At 70.1% G+C, this 20,056-nt stretch carries 14 protein-coding genes; 10 read left to right on the top strand and 4 right to left on the bottom strand.

Features of this window, described 5'->3' with window-relative positions; genetic code table 11:
- On the top strand, positions 1–105 hold a 105-nt coding region (locus OM513_RS17650; RefSeq protein ID WP_264946039.1), incomplete at its 5' end, for an adenosylhomocysteinase.
- 109 nt (positions 106–214) lie between these two features.
- Here the strand turns inward: OM513_RS17650 and OM513_RS17645 are convergent.
- The 3 genes from OM513_RS17645 to OM513_RS17635 form a co-directional block, all read right to left on the bottom strand.
- Positions 215–1,810, bottom strand: a complete 1,596-nt coding sequence (locus OM513_RS17645) for a tetratricopeptide repeat-containing sulfotransferase family protein (protein ID WP_264946030.1) — start codon at positions 1,808–1,810, stop codon at positions 215–217.
- A 20-nt stretch (positions 1,811–1,830) separates the two neighbouring features.
- Positions 1,831–2,616, bottom strand: a complete 786-nt coding sequence (locus tag OM513_RS17640) for a hypothetical protein (RefSeq protein WP_264946028.1) — start codon at positions 2,614–2,616, stop codon at positions 1,831–1,833.
- Positions 2,617–2,701: 85 nt separating this feature from the next.
- On the bottom strand, positions 2,702–5,812 hold the full coding sequence (locus OM513_RS17635; protein WP_264946026.1) for a TonB-dependent receptor domain-containing protein: 3,111 nt from the start codon (positions 5,810–5,812) through the stop codon (positions 2,702–2,704).
- A gap of 246 nt (positions 5,813–6,058) precedes the next feature.
- Here OM513_RS17635 and OM513_RS17630 point away from each other — a divergent pair, with 246 nt between their 5' ends.
- Genes OM513_RS17630 through trxA form a run of 8 tightly spaced genes read left to right on the top strand, consistent with a single transcriptional unit; the run spans position 6,059 to position 17,814 of the window.
- Positions 6,059–8,398 carry a sensor histidine kinase gene (locus OM513_RS17630; protein WP_264946024.1) on the top strand — a complete coding sequence of 780 codons (2,340 nt, stop codon included), beginning with the start codon at positions 6,059–6,061 and terminating at the stop codon, positions 8,396–8,398.
- Between the two features lie 45 nt (positions 8,399–8,443).
- Positions 8,444–8,809 (top strand): hypothetical protein, encoded by a 366-nt coding sequence (locus OM513_RS17625; RefSeq protein WP_264946022.1) that lies wholly within the window; start codon positions 8,444–8,446, stop codon positions 8,807–8,809.
- Positions 8,790–9,236, top strand: coding sequence for a tRNA (adenosine(37)-N6)-threonylcarbamoyltransferase complex ATPase subunit type 1 TsaE (gene tsaE, locus OM513_RS17620; protein WP_264946021.1), 447 nt, complete (start codon positions 8,790–8,792; stop codon positions 9,234–9,236). Before OM513_RS17625 ends, tsaE begins: the two co-directional genes overlap by 20 nt.
- Positions 9,233–10,207, top strand: coding sequence for an aminoglycoside phosphotransferase family protein (locus OM513_RS17615; protein ID WP_264946038.1), 975 nt, complete (start codon positions 9,233–9,235; stop codon positions 10,205–10,207). The genes tsaE and OM513_RS17615 overlap by 4 nt, the downstream gene beginning before the upstream one ends.
- Positions 10,204–10,965, top strand: a complete 762-nt coding sequence (locus tag OM513_RS17610) for a nucleotidyltransferase family protein (protein ID WP_264946019.1) — start codon at positions 10,204–10,206, stop codon at positions 10,963–10,965. Before OM513_RS17615 ends, OM513_RS17610 begins: the two co-directional genes overlap by 4 nt.
- A 46-nt stretch (positions 10,966–11,011) precedes the next feature.
- Positions 11,012–13,957 carry a double-strand break repair protein AddB gene (gene addB / locus OM513_RS17605; RefSeq protein ID WP_264946018.1) on the top strand — a complete coding sequence of 982 codons (2,946 nt, stop codon included), beginning with the start codon at positions 11,012–11,014 and terminating at the stop codon, positions 13,955–13,957.
- Positions 13,958–13,993: 36 nt separating this feature from the next.
- Entirely contained in the window at positions 13,994–17,443 is a 3,450-nt protein-coding gene (gene addA / locus OM513_RS17600) for a double-strand break repair helicase AddA (RefSeq protein WP_264946016.1), read from the top strand.
- A gap of 50 nt (positions 17,444–17,493) precedes the next feature.
- A complete protein-coding gene (trxA, locus tag OM513_RS17595) occupies positions 17,494–17,814 on the top strand; it encodes a thioredoxin (RefSeq protein WP_264946015.1) in 321 nt (106 codons plus the stop codon).
- Between the two features lie 420 nt (positions 17,815–18,234).
- Here trxA and argJ read toward each other — a convergent pair whose 3' ends face one another.
- A complete protein-coding gene (argJ, locus tag OM513_RS17590; RefSeq protein WP_264946014.1) occupies positions 18,235–19,464 on the bottom strand; it encodes a bifunctional glutamate N-acetyltransferase/amino-acid acetyltransferase ArgJ in 1,230 nt (409 codons plus the stop codon).
- Between argJ and OM513_RS17585 the strand changes: the two genes are divergently transcribed.
- The gene (locus OM513_RS17585) at positions 19,451–20,035 is read left to right on the top strand and encodes an energy transducer TonB (protein ID WP_264946013.1); all 585 of its coding nucleotides are present in this window, start codon (positions 19,451–19,453) and stop codon (positions 20,033–20,035) included. The genes argJ and OM513_RS17585 overlap by 14 nt on opposite strands.
- The last annotated feature ends 21 nt before the right edge of the window (positions 20,036–20,056 follow it).

Below are 20,056 nucleotides of genomic sequence, written 5' to 3'. Positions count from 1 at the left end.
CTCGAAAAGCTCGGCGTCAAGCTCTCCTCCCTCACCCAGAAACAGGCCGACTATATCGGCGTCCCCGTACAAGGGCCATTCAAACCCGATCACTATCGTTATTGAGCTGCCGGCAAGGGCAATGCTGGGGCGCGTCCGGGAAACCGGGCGCGCCCCTTGGCTTTTATGGCGGCGGTGAGTTCCCGGCGGCGGCCCCTTGCGCGCGGCGCGGTGATCAGTCCTGGCCGTCCGCCAGCGGCCCCAGCACCTTGCGCAGCGGATCCAGCCACTCGGAATAGGGCGCCCACACGTCCACGCCGTCGCGGTTGAGCGGCCGGCGGACCTGTTCGCTGCTGGGCGTGCGCACGACGCGATCGAGCTTGTGGAACTCCAGCACCGCCGGATCCCAGGGCAACCCCAGATAGTCGAGCGCCGCGCGCAGATGCGTCTCGGCATCCTCGATCAGCCGTTCGTAGCGGATATGATGCACCAGCCCCGGCGCCACGCGATCGAGATGGCCCATCAGCCGCACATAATCGGCATAGCATTGCCCGATATCCTCCAGCGCGAAGGAGGAGGCGTGCGCGCTGGAGAAAGACTGGGTGAAGTTCGAGAAGCAGCAATCCATCGGCGCGCGGCGGATATCGAGGAAGCGCGCCTGCGGCAGGATGCGGCGGATGAAGAGGATATTGCTCCAGTTGTGCGGCAGCTTGTCGACGAAGAAGGGCCGGTCCGTCTTTCGGTGCAACGCCGCCCGCGCCAGATAGTCGCGCCCTATCGCCGCGGCCTGATCGGGATCGATGCCGGCGATCAACTGGGGCACGGTAACCTTGCTGCGGCGCGTGGCCATTTCCATCACCGATCGCAGGATCGCCGGGATGTACGGCAGCTCGCCCACCGGCTCGATCGACGGATGGCTGCCCAGCATCTGTTCCAGCAGCGTCGAGCCTGAGCGCGGCAGGCAGACGATGAACACCGGCGTGGCTTCGGCCGCGGCGCCTCCCGCCATCCGCGCGAGGAATCCGCCGTCGACGCTGCGCACCACCTCGTCCACCTCGGTGGTCAGCTCGCGCGAATCATAGCCGATGCTCTCCGCGCGCTGGCGGTTGCCGGTGGCGTAATGGGTGAAGGCTTCGGCATATTCGCCGCGATCGTGCAGTGCGCGGGCGAGCGCGAAGTGTAGGGGCGCGCTGTGGCGCACGTCGATGGCGATGCCGATCGCGCGGCGCATCTCGGCTATGTCGGCGTCGGTGAACACGCGCCGCTTGATGCTGGCCAGGCCCCACCAGGCCTCCCCGAACTCAAAATCGGCGGCGATCGCCTTGCGATAGGCCTCGATCGCCTCCTCGACCCGCCCGACGGAGCGCAGGCTGTGGCCGTAGCTGATCCAGTGCTGCGGCTGATCCGGATGGGCGCGTGCCAGTGCCTCACGCAGCGCGAGAGCTTCGTCGCTCCGCCCCAGCTTGTCGAGCACGATAGCGCGGATCGCCGGCATCGCGGGATCGCTGGTTTCCCGTGCCAACGCCTCGAACATTGCCGCGGCCTCGCCCAACCGTTCCTGCTGGTTGAGTATCGAAGCGAGGTTGCGGCGCACTTCCACGTCGGCGGCACCGCGCATGATCCCGCGGCGCAGGAACTGCTCTGCTTGGCCCAGCGCGCCTAGCTGCATCGCGATCGTGCCGAGCTGGACCAGCCCGCGCGGCTCATCGGGGTGCTGGCGCAGATGGACGATCACGCGCTGGGCGGCCTGATCCAGCTTGCCGTCCTCGGCCAGCGCGCTGGCTTCGGCGAGCAGGGGGAATGCGCGGACGGAGGAGCGGAGATCGGTCACGGCGGGCTGGTTCCCAAGGCCTATTGATAGCCGAGCAGGGCGCGCAGCCCCGGGGCGTGATAATCGACCAGCGCGCGATGGCGCGGCCCGAGCGTGGCGGGCAGGTCCTTCTCGATACCGGTCAGGTTCTCGCGCGCGGTGCCGCTCTGCTTGCGGTCGGCGCCGATGCGGATGCGTTCGCGCCAGTCGTCCGGGCGATCGATCCCGCAGGCATCCAGCAGCGCGGCGAAGAACGCTTCCGCCCCCGCGCCGTCCAGATCGCGCACCGCGGCGGAAAGCTCCTCGAACTTCACGGCATGCACCCGCGCGCCCAGCCAGGCGGCGGCGTTGAGCTCATAGATGGCGTTCAGCGACGGCGCCTTGTTGGGCAGGCCGAAGATCATCATCGTCAACAGCTCCTCGGTATCGAGGCGGCCCGACTTGAGGAAATCGACATTCCCCCGGAACTGTTCGGAGACGAAGAAGCGCGCCCGGGCGATCACCCAGTCATAGGGATCGCGATAAAGCAGAATGCGGCGCGTGGCGGCGGTTTCGATCGCCGAGGCGTCCGCGAATAGTAGGTGGCCCCAGCTCAGCCGCGGCGCGGCGGGATCGAAGGCGGACAGATGCTGCCGCATGTTGGGCCACTGGATGAAATCGGCCTGATATTGCTGCTCCACCGGCACGAACATGCGCAGGATGTTGCGGAGCAGATGGCTGCCGCTCTTGGGTACGCTGTTCAGGAACACCGGCTGGCGCAACGGCGCCTGGGCGAAGCCGCGGTTCTCCGCGTCGAGCGTGTCGGCCTGCACCAATACTTCGGGCATCGGGGGTTAGCGCTCCCTCAAACAGGCAAAAAGAAACCGGGCGGCATGCTGCCATGCCGCCCGGTCGATAGAAAGTCCGTTGCCGTCAGAACTTGGCGGAAACGTTCAGGAAGGCGCGCCGGCCGACGAAGCTGTACTGCGACGCCGCGACCACCGGGCCGAGCATCGAAATCTGGCTGCCGTTCAGCACCGACACGCGCGGCGGGCGCGTATCGAAGATGTTGGCCACGCCCAGCGTCAGCTCATAGCGGTCGTCGTCGAACGACTGAGTGAGCGAGAAGTTGTGGTAGAAGGTCGCCGGCGCCGTGAGGTCCGGGCAGTAGGTTCCGCGCAGCGACGAGACGATGCACGGATTGCCGCCGTTATCCTCCAGGAAGTCGTTCACGTCGGAAGTCCCGCCGATCACGTTCATGCCATAGAACAGCGTGGTGTTGGTCGGCAGCGTCCACGACATGCGGAAATCGCCCACCCAGCTCGGCGAACCGGCTTCGCCGTTGTCGGATTCGAGCGGCGAGGTCGGCAGCAGCTTCGAGTCGTCCTTGATCTGCCAGGTCATGTCCGCGGTGAAGCTGACCGTGCCCAGGCCGCCCAGATCCTGGCGGACATTGACCGCGAGGTCGACGCCGCTGTTCTTCTGGCTGGCGATGTTCACATATTTGTCGAACACCTGGTTCACGTTGTTCGGCGCGGCGGCCTGCCCGCGCGTGAACAGGCTGCAGAGCGGGTCGGTCGGGAAATTGAGCGAACCATAGCAGCCGTAGAGGATGTTGCGGGCGCCGAGCTGGGTGATCTCACCCTTCACCCGGATGTTGAAATAGTCGACCGCGACGCTGATCTTCGTGCTCGGCAGGAAGTCAAAGACCGGCGTCAGCGCGCCGCCCACGACCAGGGCCGTCGAGGTTTCCGGATCGAGCACGCCAAGGCCGCCCTGCGCCACCGCGGTGGCGCTGACGCCCGCGCCCGAGTGGTTGCCCGGGATGCCGTCGGCCGAGCAGTTGTCGGCGATCCGCTGGGTGATCAGGCCCGCCGTCAGGTTGGCCGCCCAGTTGATGCAGGGATCGATCGAACGCTGCGACGGGAAGCTCGTCTCGTTCGCCAGGAACTGCTCGAACAGCGCGGGAGCGCGGAACGAGGTGCCATAGCTGCCGCGGAAGCGCAGCCAGTCGGTGACTTCCCAGTTGGCGCCCAGCTTGTAGGTCCAGTTGCCCTTGTCGCTGTCGGTTGCGCCGTCGGAGGTGCGGGTCGACTTGACGTTGGTCAGGCGCCCGGCGGCCGAAAGCGTGAAGTTCTGGATGAACGGGATATCCGACAGCACCGGAATGTTGGCTTCGGCGAACGCCTCGGTCGTGATGCTCTTGCCCTGGGTGATGCCCGAGGTGGAAGCACCCCAGGCGTTGCCCGCCAGCGTGATCTCACCCGGCACGTCGTTGATATAGTCGCGCCGCGCGGTGACGCCCGCCGCGATGCCCAGCGGGCCGGCCGGAAGCTGGATCAGCTCACCCGTGACCGAGACTTCGCCGGTCAACTGGGTGTAGATCGTCTTGCCTTCCTCCCACGATGTCAGGAAGTCGGCCTGAGCCTGCGTGAGCTGACCCGCGAGGAAATAGGGGTCGGTCCAGGGCAGATCGATGCACTGCTTGCCCGAGATCGGGGTAACGGTGCCGACGCACGACGAGTACTGGAAATAGCCGGTGTCGTAGACGTCCTGCAGGATTTGCTGGCTGGCGTAGCGGCCAATGCTGCGGCTGTACTGGCCGAACGCCTCGATCTTCCAGGTGCCGCCCAGATCGGCGCGGCCGCCCCAGACGCCGCGATAGTAATCGACCTTCTGGCTATTATCGCTCAGGTTGGTGATAGCGGTCGGGCTGATGAAGTTGTAGCCGCCCCAGCCGTCGCCCCAATAGTTGAAATAATTTCCGGCGCCGGTGCTGTAGATATCGCCGGTCCATCCGAAGTTCCAGAACTGGCGCCAGCCGTTCTGATAGGTCTCGCGCCGGTTGAACAGGAACTCGCCGAACAGCTCGATCGAGTCGGTGATCTCATAGGAGCCGCTGGCGAAGACGGTGTAGAGATCGGTCTTCGGGACGATCGTCTGCTCTTCGACGAACGGGTGATAGGCATTCTGGACCGCCAGCGAAGGCGTATCGTAACCGGTCGCGAACCAGCCGGACGGGGCATAGAAGTCGCCCGAGAAGGACGGGGCGCCGAACGCCGGGATTCCCAGCGTTTCGCCCGGATACTGATACTGCATCAGCACGCTGGCGCCGCCGATCGACGTGTTGGCGCCGGTGTTCGGGCCGCCCGCGCCGTCAAGCTGCATGTTGCCGATCAGGTTGTAGGTCCAGACGTGGCCCCAGCGCAGATCCTCGCACTTGTAGCTGCCGGTGCGCGGATCGATCAGGTCGGCGCGGGTGCCGTCCTGGCGGAAGGTATAGGCCTCCGGGCAGGCGAGATAGTCGCGGTCGCCGCGGGCCAGCTCGTTCACATGAGTATAGTCGGCCGCGATCAGGATGTTGCCGCGCTCGAACGTCTTACCCCAGATCGCGTTGAACCGGTATTGCTCGCCGCCCTGATCGAACGGGGCGGAGAGGTTGCCGCTGATCTGCAGGCCGTTGATGTCCTTCTTGGTCTCGATGTTGACCACGCCGGCGACCGCGTCCGAACCATAGACCGACGAGGCGCCGGTCTTCAGGATCTGCACGTTCGAGGCGATCGAGGACGGTAGCACGTTGAGGTCGAACGACGAAACGCCGCCGCGCGTGCCCGCCGGGCCGGCGCGCCGGCCGTTGAGCAGCACCAGCGTGCGGTTCGCGCCCAGGCCGCGAAGGTCGATCGTCTGTGCGCCGGGGCCGCCGTTGGTGACAAAGTTCGACGAGATGGCCGAGGTGATCTGCGTCGAGCCGGCCGCGATCGGCGAGCTCTGAAGCATCGACGCCAGGTCGGTCTTGCCTTCCTTCGCGGCTACCGCGGGATCGATCACCGAGATCGGGTCCGGGCTGTTGAACGGCGTGACCGTGCGGATGCGCGATCCGGTGACGGTGATCGTGGCTTCGCTGGTATCGGCCTGGGTCTCGGGTAGCGTCTCTGCGCTGTCGTCCGAAGTGTCCTGCGCGAAGGCGGGAGCCGCGGTGAGAATGAGACCCGCGCAGGCAAGCGACTGCAGCGCGGAGGAACCACGGAGGGAAAGCTTCAACATGAAATGCCCCTTTTATGTTGATTCCGGGATGCTGGCGCATGTGGGTATCGCCCACAAGTGTGCAGGTGCGAGAAAACGTCACTTTTATGCAACAGAGCGGGACTTTCTGGCATGTGGACACAAATCGGAAACATGAGTGCAAAAAGCTGGCAATCCGCGGTCATTTTTTCGCCCCGGCTTCCCGTGTGCCCCGGGTTTGGCTTAAGGGGTTCGCATGACTCCGCCGGGCGGCCGCGGAGGGCCGCGATGATCCTGATTTCACATTCCGCCGCGGCGCTGGCAGGCGCGGTGCTGGCGGCGCTGGTGCTGGGCGCCACCTGGGCGCTCTACGCTGGGCTACGCGCTCGCGCGGCCACGCGCGAGACGGAGGGCGTGAACGCGCGGCTGGAGGCGCTGCTCGCCGGATCGCCGGCCCAGCGCATGCTGGTGCGCCCCGATGGGCGGCTGGAGGCGACCCAGCGGATCACCGACTGGCTGGGGATGGCGGTTCCGCCGCGCGACCTGAGTACGCTGACGGACGACGCGGGCGGGCTGGAGCCGGATGACGCCCGGGCGCTGACCGAACAGGTTGCTGCAACGCAAAAGGCCGGGCGCCCGTTCAGCATGTCGGTGCGCGCCCGCGGATCGGATCGCGCGCTGCTGGTGATCGGCGATCGCGCGCCGCAGGGCGCCTATCCCCCGGGTTCGGCGGTGCTGTGGTTCCTCGACACGACCGAGAGCCAGGACGAGATCAGCCGGCTCCAGCGCGAGTCCGGGCGGCTGCGCACCGCGTTCGATGCGCTGACCGCGCTGATCGAGGCCGCGCCGATGCCGATGTGGTATCGCGGGCCGGACCTGCGGCTGCTGATGGTCAACTCCGCCTATGTCGAGGCGGTGGAGGGCAAGGATTCGGAGGATGTCGTCGCGCGCGGCATCGAGCTGGTGGAGGGCGCCGGCCTCGGCGGTCCGCTGGCCAACGCCGCGATCGCGCGCGACACGGGCGAGCCGCAGAGCGCCGCAATGCCCGCCACCATCGGCGGCGCGCGCCGCATGCTGCGCCTGCACGATATGCCGCTCCCCACCGGCGGCGTCGCGGGCTTCGCGGTGGACATCGAGGAGCTGGAGCAGCTCCGCGGCGGGCTCAAGCGCTTCGGCGAGGCACAGCGCGCGATGCTCGACCGGCTTTCGTCCGGCGTGGCCCAGTTCGGTTCGGACCGCGCGCTCGTCTTCTGCAACCAGCCGTTCCGCCGCCTGTTCGCGATGAAGAACGAGTGGCTGGCCGACCGCCCCGAGTTCGATCGCGTGCTGGAGCGCATGCGCGAGGCCAATCGCGTGCCGGACGTGCGCGATTTCCCCGCGTGGAAGGCGGAGCGCCGCGAATGGTTCACCGCGCCCGAGGCGGTGGAGGAGACCTGGATCGTCAACGGGACGCACCTTCGCGTCGTCGCCCAGCCGATGCCCGAGGGCGGGCTGCTGCTGATCTTCGAGGATCGCACCCAGCAGCTCGAGCTGCAGCGCGAGCATGGCGAGATGCAGCAGGTGCGCACCGCCACGCTCGAGAGCCTGTCGGAAGCCGTGGCGGTGTTCGGCAAGGGGCGGCTCCAGCTCTGGAACCGCAAGTTCAGCGCGCTGTGGGGCTTCGACGATGGCTTCCTGGACGGGCATCCCCAGATCGCCGCCTTTGCCCAGCAGGCGCGCGGGCGGCTGGCGCGGCCCACGCAGGCGGAGGTGATCGGCGACCTGATCCGCTTCGCCGCGAAGGACCGGCAGCAGCGCGGCGCATCGGTGGTGTTCGCCGACGGGCGGCATTTCGACGCCTCCGCCGTGCCGCTGCCCGACGGCAACGCGCTGCTGACCATGCTCGATACCAGCGACCGCCACCGCATCGAGCGCGCGCTGCGCGACCGCAACGAGGCGCTGGAGGCGGCCGACCGCATCAAGACCGCCTTTGTCGCGGCGATGAGCTATGAGCTGCGCACGCCGCTGACCTCGATCAAGGGCTTTGCCGAGATGCTGCACGGCGGCTTCGCGGGCAAGCTGAGCGACAGCGGCGAGGAATATGCCGAGGCGATCCTGGTCTCGGTCGAGCGGCTGGGCGCGCTGATCGACGATGTGCTGGACCTGACCCAGAACGAGGGCGCGCCGCTGGAGCGCGTGCCGGTGGACCTGGAGATCGCCGCCGCCAACGCGGCCGAGGCGGTGGCGCCGCTGGCCCGCGCCAAGCATATCGACCTTGCCGTCGAGCTTCAGGGCAGCGCCGGCAGCGTGACGGGCGATCCGCGGCGCATCCGCGAGGTGATCGAGCATCTGCTGCGCCACGCCATCGCCGGCACGCCCGAGAAGGGCCGGGTGCTGCTCCACCTCGACGGGCGCAAGTCCGCCGCGCGCATCGTCGTGTCCGATGACGGCCCCGGCATGAGCGCGGAGGCGGTGGCGCATGCGTTTGACCGGTTCGCGCAGCATGGGATCGGGCGCAGCGGGGAGCGCGCGCTGGGCCTGGGCCTGCCGCTCGCCAAGCAGTTCGTCGAGGCGCATGGCGGCAGTATCCAGCTCTTCTCCGAGCCGGGCGAGGGCACGCTGGTTACGGTAGAGCTGCCGCGCGGGTGACGCGCGGCTTGTATTCGCGCCGGTCACCCGCAATCTAACCGCCGCATGGACCGCCAGCTTCCCGCCGCCCGCATCGCATTCGCCGTAGCCGCCGGGGCGGGGCTGCTCGGGCTGTTCAGCCTGCTGGGGCCGCAGGCGCACGGGCTGATCGCGGGCGCGCTGGCGATCGGCGCGGCGTTGGTGCTGCTGGGATCGCCGCCGCGCGGGCGCGACGCGGCGCGCGGATGGCTGAGGCGCGGCGGGCTGCTGATCGGCGCCTGGGCTGTGGCGGCGGCATTCTGGTTCGGGCTGATGGACATGCTGGCGACGCCGCTGCTGGTGCTCGCGGCGGTCTGCGCGGCGCTGGGCGCGGTGGCGGTGCTGGGCAGCCCGGAGGGGCCGGGGGCGGACAATGACGATTATCCTGGCTGACGCCGCCGCGTCGCACGCGCTGGGCGAGCGCCTGGCCGCCGTGGCGCGGCCGGGGGACGTGATCGCGCTTTCCGGGCCGCTGGGCGCGGGCAAGACCAGCATCGCGCGCGGGCTGCTCGCGGCGCTGGGGCTGGAGGGGGAGGCGCCTTCGCCCAGCTTCGCGATCGTCCAGCCCTATGGCCCGCCGGAGCTGGCTTTCCCCGTGCTGCATGTCGATCTCTACCGAATCGAGGAGCCGGAGGAGGCGGAGGAACTGGGGCTGGACGAGGCGCGGGGCGATTCGCTGCTGGTCGTCGAATGGCCCGAGCGGCTGGGCGCCGGATACTGGCGCGACGCGCTCCATCTCACGCTGGCGATGCGGCCGGATGGATCGCGATCCTTGACAGCCGCCGTGCCCCCGGCTTGGGAAGCGCGATGGCCGATATGACCCCGCCTGACGCAGCACCCGACTTTCTCGCTTCGGCGGGATGGGCGGGCGCCGCGATCGAGCCCGTAGCGGGCGATGCCTCGCTGCGCCGCTATTTCCGCGCCGTCCTGCCCGGGCGTACCGCGATCCTGATGGATTCGCCGCCCGCCAAGGGGGAGGACCCGCGCCCGTTCGTCCAGGTGGCGCGCTGGCTGTCCGATCGCGGCTTCGCGGCGCCCGCGATCCTGCACGAGGACCTCGACGCCGGGCTGCTGCTGCTCGAGGATTTCGGCAGCGAGCGCATGCGCGAGACGGTGGACGGCGAGCCGCACCGCGAGCAGGAACTGTATGCGGCCGCGGTGGACCTGCTCGTCCGGCTGCACGCGCATGAGGCCGCGCCGCTCGGCGCATACGACCTCGACGTCTATCACCGCGAGGCGGCGCTGTTCCCCGACTGGTATTGCCGGGAAACCGGGCTGGATGTCGATGCCGGGGGCTATCGCGCGGCGTGGGAGAAGGTGCTGGCGCCGGTCGCCGACGGTCATGTGCCCGTCACGGTGCTGCGCGATTACCACGCCGAGAACATCATGCTGATCCGGGACCAGAATTTGGGGCTGCTCGATTTCCAGGACGCGCTGGCCGGGCATCGCGCCTATGACCTGGTGTCGCTGCTCCAGGACGCCCGGCGCGACGTGCCCGCGGCGATCGAGGCGGCGATGCTGGAGCGCTATCGCAGCGCCACCGGCGCCGACGCGGCGTTCGACACGGCCTATCATGTGCTGGGCGCGCAGCGGAACGCCAAGATCATCGGCATCTTCACCCGGCTTTGGAAGCGCGATGGCAAGCCGCGTTACCCAACGCTCTGCCCGCGCGTCTGGACCTATCTGGAGCGTGACCTGGCGCATCCCGCGCTGGCGCCGGTGAAGGCGTGGTTCGACAGCAACGTGCCCGCGGAACATCGCGGCGATCCGAAGGCGATCCTCGGCGAATGACCTCCGCGACCACGCTTTCGATCCGCCCCAATCCCGCCACCCCCGCCCCCGAAACGGCGATGGTGCTGGCCGCGGGCCTGGGCAAGCGGATGCGCCCGCTAACCGCCACGCGCCCCAAACCGCTGGTAGAAGTGGCCGGCAAGCCATTGATCGAGCATGTCTTCGATCGCCTGCGTGCGGCCGGGGTGAAGCGTGCGGTGGTCAACGTCCATTATCTCGCCGATCAGGTCGAGGCGCATCTGAAGGCGCGGGTGAAGGACATCGAGGTCATCGTTTCCGACGAGCGGCCGCGGCTGATGGAGACGGGCGGGGGACTTGTCCAGGCGCGCGGGCTGCTGGGCGACAAGCCCTTCCTGTGCGTCAACAGCGACAATCTGTGGGTCGACGGGCCGATCGACGCGATCCGCCAGCTTGCCGCGCAATGGGACGATGCGCGGATGGATTTCCTCCAGCTCGTCGTGCCGCTGGCGCGCGCGAACAACCACCGCGGGCGGGGCGACTGGCGGATGGACCCGCACGGCCGCATCACCGAACGGCGCAAGCCCGGCCGTGTCGCGCCCTTCGTCAACACGGGCGTGCAGATCGTCCACCCCCGCGCCATCGCCGATTGGCCGGAGGGGCCGTTCTCCACCAATCTGTTCTGGGACCGCGCCATCGCCGATGGGCGGATGTGGGGCACCGTCCACCAGGGCCTGTGGTTCGACGTGGGGACTCCGGCGGCGATCCCGGAAACCGAGGCGGTACTCTCCGAAATGTGATTTCGATCCTTCCCCTTGCCGCGCGCGAAGGGGTAGGTGAAGGATCATGCCGGCCCGCCTGAGCCTTTACACCATCCCGCCGCATCGCGCCTTTTCCGATGCGCTGGTGATCGGGCTGATCCGGCGGTTCGGCGGCGATCCGCTGCGGCTGGCGCGGGGGATGGTGCTGCTGCCCAATAACCGCGCGAAACGGGCGATCCACGAGGCCTTTGTGCGCGCCAGCAAGGGCGGGCTGCTGCTCCCCCGGCTGGTGGCGATCGGCGATCCGGAGATCGGCGAGGCGGCCGGGGCGGCGTTCGATCCCGCCGACGCCGCGGAGCCGGTGCCGCCCGCGGTCGATCCGCTCCAGCGGCGGATGATCCTGGCCCGGCTGATCCAGGAAACGCGCGCAGGGATCGACACGGCGGAGGCGGTGCGGCTGGCCGGAGACCTGGGCCGCACGCTCGACCAGCTCATCGTCGAGGAGATTCCCCCGGGTGCGCTCGCTGGCATCGATCCGGGCACGCAGGAGTTGTCAGAGCATTGGCAGAACGCGCTCGCCTTCTTCGCGATCGTCGTCCAGCGCTGGCCGGGCGAGCTTGCGCGGCTGGGCCGGATCGACGCGGCGGACCGGCGCGCACGGCTGCTCGCCCGGCTGGCGGCGCATTGGCGGGAGGCGCCGCCGGAGGGCTTCGTCTGTGCGGCGGGTGTTACCGACGCGGCGCCCGCGGTCGCGCGGCTGCTGCGCACCGTGGCGGAGCTGCCGCAGGGCATGGTAGTGCTGCCCGGGCTGGCCCATGACATGGGCGAGGCGGAGTGGCAGTCGCTCGGCCCCCATGCGCCCGATCCCGTTACCGGCCGGCGGCGCCGGAGCATCGAGACGCACCCGCAATACCAGCTCAAGCAGCTCCTTGACCGGATGGGCGTGGCGCGCGGCGAGTTCGACCCGTGGCGCGCGGCCAGCGAGCATGACGCACCGCCCGCGCGCAGCAAGGCGATCGCATCGGCGATGCAGCCGCCAGAGCTGACCCATGGCTGGAGCGCGATGCCCGCGGCCGAGCGGCGTCTTACGGACGTGCGCGCGCTGGAGCTGGCCAATCCCGCGCAGGAGGCCCAGGCGATCGCGCTGGCGCTGCGCGAGGTGCTGGAGACGCCGGGGCGCACCGCCGCGCTGGTGACGCCGGATCGCGCGCTCGCCCGGCGCGTGGCGGCGCATTGCGCGCGCTGGGGGATCGAGATCGACGATTCGGCCGGCCAGCCGCTTTCGGTGCTGCCGCCGGGAACGCTGCTGCTGGCGCTGGCCGAGGCGGCGGCGCAGGGCTTCGCGCCGCTGCCGCTGCTCGCGCTGCTCAAGCATCCGCTGGTCCAGGCGGGCGACCGTCTGGCGTGGCTGGAGGGCGTGCGGCGGCTCGACCTCGCGCTGCGCGGGCCGCGTCCGGCGCCGGGGCTGGCGGGGATCGACCGGCATCTGGCGGAGCAGGAGGGCAGGGATGGCCCGCTGCGCCGCGCCGCGCAGCAATGGTGGCCCGCCGCGCGCGATCTGCTGGCGCCGATGGAGGGGGCGTTCGGGGCGGGCAAGCAGCCGCTCGTCGCGCTGCTCGCCGCGCTGCGCGAGGGCGCGCAGGCGCTGGCGGGCGACGGCCTGTGGGCACGTGCCGAGGGCCGCGCCGCCGCCGACCTGCTCGACGCGCTGGAGCGCGAGGCGATCGCCGGCCCGCCCGCCGCCGATCCGGGCGAGCTGCCCGCGCTGCTGCGCACGCTGATGGACGAGGTGGCGGTGCGCCCGCCCCAGGGCGGCCATCCGCGCCTGGCGATCCTGGGCCTGATCGAGGCGCGGCTGCAGCATGCCGACCTGATGATCCTGGGCGGGCTGAACGAGGGCGTGTGGCCCGGCCTGCCCGCGCCCGATCCCTGGCTGGCGCCGCGCATCCGCGCCGAGCTGGGGCTGCCGGGGCTGGAACGGGGCATCGGCCTCTCCGCGCACGATCTGGCGGGTGCGCTGGGGGCGCCGCAGGTGCTGCTGACCCGCGCCCAGCGCGATGCCACCGCGCCCACCATCGCCTCGCGCTTCTGGCTGCGGCTGGAGGCGCTGTCGGGCGGGCTGGAACGGGCGGGGGAGATCGCTGGTTGGCTCGGTGCGATCGACGATCCCGGCGGCCACGACCCGGCGTCGCGGCCCGAGCCCTGCCCGCCCGTGGAGATCCGCCCGCGCCGCATCTCGGTGACCGAGGTGGACCGGCTGAAGGCCGATCCCTTCGCCTTCTATGCGCGGCGCATGCTGCGGCTCGCCCCGCTCGATCCCGTCGATGCCGATCCCAGCGCGGCGTGGCGCGGAACGGCGGTCCACGCCGTGCTCGAACGCTGGTTCGCTGAGGACGATTGCGCGCCGGAGAAGCTGCGCGCCCGCGCGGAGGCGATGCTGGCGGACGAGCGCACCCATCCGATGATGCGCGCGCTGTGGCAGCCGCGGCTGATGGAGGCTATCGACTGGATCGCGGGTGAGATCGCGCGGCTGGAAGGCGAGCAGCGCCGCGTGCTGGCGGTGGAGCGCAAGGGCACGATCCCCTTCGCGGGCGTGGAGCTGAGCGGCACGTTCGACCGGGTGGACCGGTGCGGCGACGGGCGGCTGGCGATCGTGGACTATAAGACCGGAAAGCCGCCCTCGATAGCCTCGGTCCGCCAGGGCTACAGCCTCCAGCTCGGGCTGCTCGGCCTGATCGCCGAGCGCGGCGGCTTCGATGGCATCGCGGGGGAGGCGGGTGCCTTCGAATATTGGTCGCTGTCGAAGAAGGACGGGCGCTTCGGCTATATCGATTCGCCGTGCAATCCGAAGCGGCGCGATCCGATCCCGGCCGAGGATTTCGTGGCGATCGCGGCGGAGAATTTCGCCGATGCCGCCGCGCGCTGGCTGACCGGCGGCGAGCCGTTCACCGCCAAGCTCCACCCCGAATTCGCGCCCTATGCCGATTACGATCAGCTCATGCGGCTGGAGGAATGGTATGGGCGTGACTAGGCTGGCCGACCGATCCCCCTTCCGGGAAAGGCTGGCATGACCGGCCCCGCCGTCCTTCACCCGCTCCAGGGCAACCAGCGCGATGCCAGCGATCCGCTGCGCAACATCTGGCTCGCCGCGTCGGCGGGGACGGGCAAGACCCAGGTGCTCGCCGCGCGCGTCTGGCGGCTGTTGTTGCGCGGGGTCGATCCCGGCGCGATCCTGTGCCTGACCTTCACCAAGGCGGGCGCGGCCGAGATGGCCGGGCGCATCGCCGCGCGGCTGGCGCATTGGGTGCGCGCGGACCGGATCGATCTCCAGCGCGATCTCGACGCGCTGGGCGAGCGCGGCGGGCCGGAGCAGATCGCGCTCGCCCGCACGCTGTTCGCCAAGGTGCTGGATGCACCTGGCGGGGGACTGCGCATCCAGACGATCCACAGCTTCTGCCAGGGACTGCTCGCCGCCTTCCCGGTCGAGGCGGGGCTTATCCCCGGCTTCCGCCCGCTCGACGAGCGCGAGGAGGCGGGGCTGAGGCGCGAGGCGCTGGCGGAGATGCTGGTGGCCGCCGAGCGCGAGGGGCGCGGGAGCCTGATCGATGCGATCGGCGCGCTTAGCCTGCGGATGGGCGAGGGCGGGGCGGAGGGCTTCCTGGCCGCTTGCGCGCACGCCGCCGACGCGCTGGAGGCGCTGCCCGCCGGAATCCAGCCGTTCGTGCGCCGCGCGCTGGGCCTGCCCTCGGGCGATATCGAGGCCGCGCTGGCCGAAGCCTGCGCCGATGATGCCTTCGACATCGCCGGCCTGCGCCGGATCGCCGCCGCCAACGCCGCCCGGGGCGCCAAGACCGGGCTGGAGCGCGCGGATCTGATCGCGAGCTGGATCGCGGCCGGCCCGGCGGCGCGCGTGGCCTGGCTGGGCGATCTGCTGCTCGCCTTTCGCACCAGGGACGGCAAGCCGCGCAGCGTTTCGGCCAAGCTGACCGATGCCGAGCCCGCCTATGAGGTGCTGGCGGAGGCGCTGGGCGATGCCTGTGCCGCGCTGATCGCGATGCGCAGCGGCGCGGCCTATGCCGATCTGCTGGCGCGCGGGCTGGAGGCCGGGCGCGACTATGCCCGCGCCTATGCCGATGCCAAGCGGCGCGCGGGCGCGGTGGATTTCGACGACCTGATCCGCGCCACCGTCCGCCTGCTCGCCACGCCCGGCATGGGCGATTGGGTGCGCTACAAGCTAGATCAGGCGACCGAGCATGTGCTGATCGACGAGGCGCAGGACACCAACTGGGACCAGTGGCGCATCGTCCGCGCGGTGGCCGACGAGTTCTTCGCGGGCGAGACGACGCGCGCGGAGGGCGTCCGCACGCTGTTCACCGTTGGCGATTACAAACAGGCGATCTTCGGCTTCCAGGGCACCGATCCCTATTATTTCGCGCTGGCGCACCGCCATTTCGAGCGGCTGGCGGAGGCCGCGCTGGCGCGCGACCGCTATGACGCCTTCGACGATCCGCGCCGCGCCGCGCCGCTCGACACGCTGTCGCTTACCCACAGCTATCGCTCGACGCGGCCGGTGCTGGAGTTCGTCGATAATGCGATCGGCGCGCTGCCCCCGGATGCGCTGGGCGCGTTCAGCGCGATCGAGCCGCACGGCAGCCGGGTGGCGGGGCCGGGCAGCGTCGCGCTGTGGCCGCCCATCGCCGCCGGGCAGGGCGATCCGGAGGGCGACGAGGAGGAATGGGTCGACGACGCCACCCGCGCGCTGGCGCGGCGCATCGCGCGTCAGGTGAAGGCCTGGGTCGGCACGCTGGAGCTGGGCAGCAAGGGCCGCACGCTGGAGCCGGGCGATGTGATGATCCTGGTGAAGCGCCGCGGCGAGCTGGCCTCGCTGATCGTCGCGCGGCTCTATGCGGAGGGCGTGCCGGTGGCGGGGGTGGACCGGCTGCGGCTCAACGCGCCGCTGGCCGTGCAGGACCTGCTGGCCGCGATCCGCTTCGCGCTCCAGCCGGAGGACGATCTGTCGCTGGCTTCGCTGCTGGTCTCGCCGCTGATCGGCTGGAGCCAGGACGAGCTGATGGCCGCGGCGTTGCGCGAGCGCGGCAGCCTGTGGGCGCATCTGAGCGTGACGCAGAGCGAGGAACGGCTGGCGCCGCTGCGCGCGTTGCTGGCGCGGGCGGATTTCACCACGCCCTACCGCTTCCTGGAGGAGATATTGTCCGGCCCGATGCAGGGCCGCCGCCGTCTGCTTCACCGGCTGGGCGAGGAGGCGCGCGATCCGATCGACGAGCTGCTCGGCGCCGCGCTCAGCTTTGAAAGCGTCGCCACGCCCTCGCTCCAGCGCTTCCTCGACTGGTTCGATCGCGATGAATTCTGGCTGAAGCGCGAATCGGGCGAGCCGCGCGGCGCCGTCCGCGTGATGACGGCGCACGGATCGAAGGGGCTTCAGGCGCCGCTGGTGATCCTGGCCGATGCCACCATCGATCCCGCGAACAACCGCCGCGACCTGTTCGGCTGGAGGCCCGAGGGGCATGAGGGCGACCCCATCCCGATCTTCCGCCCCCGCGCCGAGGAGCGGCTGCCCCCGCTGGCCGAGGTGCTGGCCGCCACCGATGCGCGCGAGCTGCAGGAACATTGGCGGCTGTTCTACGTCGCGGCCACGCGCGCCGAGGAGCGGCTGGTGATCGCGGGCGCGCTGGGGCCGCGCGCCAAGGGCGTGGCGCCGCCCGATAGCTGGCACGCGCTCGCCGCCCGCGCGTTCGACGCGCTGGGCGTGACGGGGGAGGGGGAGCGCGTCTTCACCGGCACCGCTCCGGAACCGCCGGTCCCCGCCAGGGCCGCCGCGCGGGCCGGAGCCGCACCGCCGCCGTCCGCGCCCGGATGGCTGCTGCTCCCGGCGCCGGAGGAGTCGCGTCCGCCGCGTCCGCTGGCGCCTTCGTCGCTGGGCGAGGATCTGGTCACCGATCCGCCGCCCGGACCCGCGATGCGTGCCGCGGCCGAGCGCGGGCGGCTGCTCCACGCGCTGTTCGAGCGGCTGCCCGCCGTGCCGGCGGAGCGCCGCGCCGATGCCGCGGATCGCTGGCTGGCCGGGGCGGGCGGCGTGGCCGATCCGGCCGCGCGCGCCGCGCTGGTGCGCGATGCGCTGCGCGTGACGGAGGACGCGGCCTTCGCCGAGCTGTTCGGCCCCGGATCGATCGCCGAGGCACCGATCGCCGCGGTGGTGGGCGGGGCCGTGGTGGCGGGCACCGTGGACCGGCTGGTGGTGACGCCGGAGCGGGTGCGCGTGATCGATTTCAAGACCGCGCGCCGCGCGCCCGCGGACGTCGAATCGGTTCCGCCGTGGCACCTGCGCCAGATCGCGGCCTATGTCGCCGCGCTGGAGGTAGTGTTTCCCGGGCGCACGGTGGAGGCCGCGCTGCTCTACACCGCCGGGCCGGTACTCCACGCGCTGCCGCCCGTGCTGATCGAGCGCCACAAGCCGCGCTTGGACGCGACGGAGCAAAGCTTGGCGCCGCGCGCTTGAGCATCGCGCCCAGGCTTCATAGATACCGGCGAAAGCAAGGAGATTCAGTAATGGCGACCAAGGCAGTCACCGACGCCAGCTTCGAGGCCGACGTCCTTCAGTCCGGCAAGCCGGTGGTGGTGGATTTCTGGGCCGAATGGTGCGGCCCGTGCAAGATGATCGGCCCGGCGCTGGAGGAGCTGTCGGAAGAGCTGGGCGACCAGGTCCAGATCGTGAAGGTCGACATCGACGAGAATCCCGAGGCGCCCGGCAAGTACGGCGTGCGCGGCATCCCGACGATGATCCTGTTCAAGGACGGCCAGATCGCCGCGACCCAGGTCGGCGCCATGCCGAAGAGCGCGATCAGGCAGTGGATCGAGCGGGGCCTTTGAGGAAACTGCCCCGCCCGGCATGGCGGGCGGGGTATTTTCCGTCGTTCAGGGTGGCTTTCGATAGGGCCATACCCGCCTTGATCTTCGCTTCAGTCGCGCCAGTAGTCATGACGCTCCGCGCCATCGAAACCGGCCTGAGCTAAGGCAGCATCGCTTGAAAGCATTTTCCTGACCCGCAAGGACATGGGTCCTTGCGGCCGAGCTTTTCGACCAGCTCGACGTCGCCGTGGACGAAACGCAGCCCTCGCTTGACGTGCGTTTCGGACGGATAGCCTTTGCGGCGCTTACTCGTGACCTCGAAAGCAGGGCAGGTCGTCGGTGCGATCATGGCGTGCCATGGGAGCCTCCCTTGTCTGGGGCCGCGCGGAGTCGCGGCGCGCCCTACTGGGGCGCCGGCTCACGAAGTGCAAGGCCTGCGCCTCAGCTCCGGTAATCGGCGTTGATCGATATATAGCCATGGGTGAGGTCGCACGTCCAAACGGTCGCGCGGCCTTCCCCCAGGCCCAGGTCGACGCCGATTTCCACCCCGCGCCCCTTCAGGTGCGCGGCGACGGGCGCTTCGTCATAGCCCTCGACCGCCAGCCCGTTGCGCGCGACCTGGGTGTCGCCGAAGCGGATCGACAGCCGGTCGCGCTCGGCCGGTTCGCCGGCCTTGCCGACCGCCATCACCACGCGGCCCCAATTGGCGTCCTCGCCCGCGATCGCGGTCTTCACCAGCGGCGAATTGGCGATCGACATGGCGATGCGGTGGGCGCTGCGGTCGCTCTCGGCGCCTTCGACGGTGATCGCGATCAGCTTCTGCGCGCCTTCGCCGTCGCGCACCACAAGCTGCGCGAGTTCGCGGCACAGGTCCTTCAGCGCGGCGCGGAATTCATGCGCGCCCTCGACATCGTTCGAATCGAGCAAGCGGTTGCCCGCCACGCCGGTCGCGAAGGCGAGCACGGTGTCGCTGGTCGAGGTGTCGCCATCCACCGTGATGCACGAAAAGGTCGCCGAATTAGCGTCGGACAGCGCCTGCTGAAGGAAGGCGGGATCGACCGCCGCATCGGTGAAGATGAAGCCCAGCATCGTCGCCATGTCCGGCGCGATCATGCCCGACCCCTTGATGATCCCCGCCAGCTTCACCGGGCGTCCGGCCACCGTCACCTCGGCGCGTGCGCCCTTGGCGAAGGTGTCGGTGGTCATGATCGTGGCGGCGGCATCCTCCCAGCTACAGGGCGCGGCGGCATAGGCGGCATCCAGCCCGGCCTCTGCCTTGTCGACCGGCAGCGGCACGCCGATCACTCCGGTGGAGGCGACGAACACGTCGGAGGGCTGGCAGCCGAGATGCGCGGCGGTGCGTGCCGCGATCGCCTCCACCGCAGCACGGCCGCGGCTGCCGGTGAAGGCGTTGGAGTTGCCCGCATTGACCACCAGCGCGCGCGCGGTGCCCAGCGGCAGCGCGGCGCGGCACCATTCGACCTCGGGCGAGGGACAGCGGCTCTGCGTCAGAACTCCCGCCACCGCGGTTCCCGGCGCCAGTGTGACGAAGGTGAGGTCGCACCGGTCCCAGTTCTTGTATCGCGCCCGCGCCACGCGCAGAGTGACGCCGCCGATCTCCGGCAGGGCGGGAAAGGCTTCAGGGGCGAGCGGAGAGATGGAAGAGGACAAGCGGCAGCTCCAGAACCAGACGGGCGAGCCACGTCCTAGCGTGCTTGTCGGCGACGGCAAGGCGGTGGTCGCGATCGTGCTGGGCGCGGTGTTCCTGCTTACCGCCGTGCTGCTGGCGCTGCTGCTCAAGCTGGCGGTGCCGCTGGCGCAGCAGCTCATCGCGGAATGGAACAGGCCCGCGCCGGTATCCACCGAACAGGCGGCGTTCCGGAATGAACTGGAGGCGGAGGCCGGGGGGCAGGCCTGGGCACCGCTCGTCCCGGAATCGCCGGATGTGGCGGTGGCCGCGGTTCCGGCAGGTTCGCCGGGAGGCTGGGTCACGAACGACGATTATCCGGCGGCGGCACGCCGGGCGGATATCGAAGGCATTGTGGGCTTCACGCTCTCGATCGGTCCCGATGGCCGGGTTTCCGGATGCAGGGTCGATTCGAGCAGCGGGCACCAGGTGCTCGACGACGCGACCTGCGCGCTGCTGACGGAACGGGCGCGCTTCCATCCGGCCCGTGACAGTAACGGACAGCCGGTGACGGGCCATTGGGATTCGCGTTTTCGCTGGATGCTCGAACGGTAAAAATGCGCGGCTGCGCGCAAG

Source organism: Sphingomonas canadensis, assembly GCF_026013525.1.
GTDB classification, from domain to species: domain Bacteria; phylum Pseudomonadota; class Alphaproteobacteria; order Sphingomonadales; family Sphingomonadaceae; genus Sphingomonas; species Sphingomonas canadensis.
This window is presented reverse-complemented; position numbering and strand designations above follow the sequence as displayed.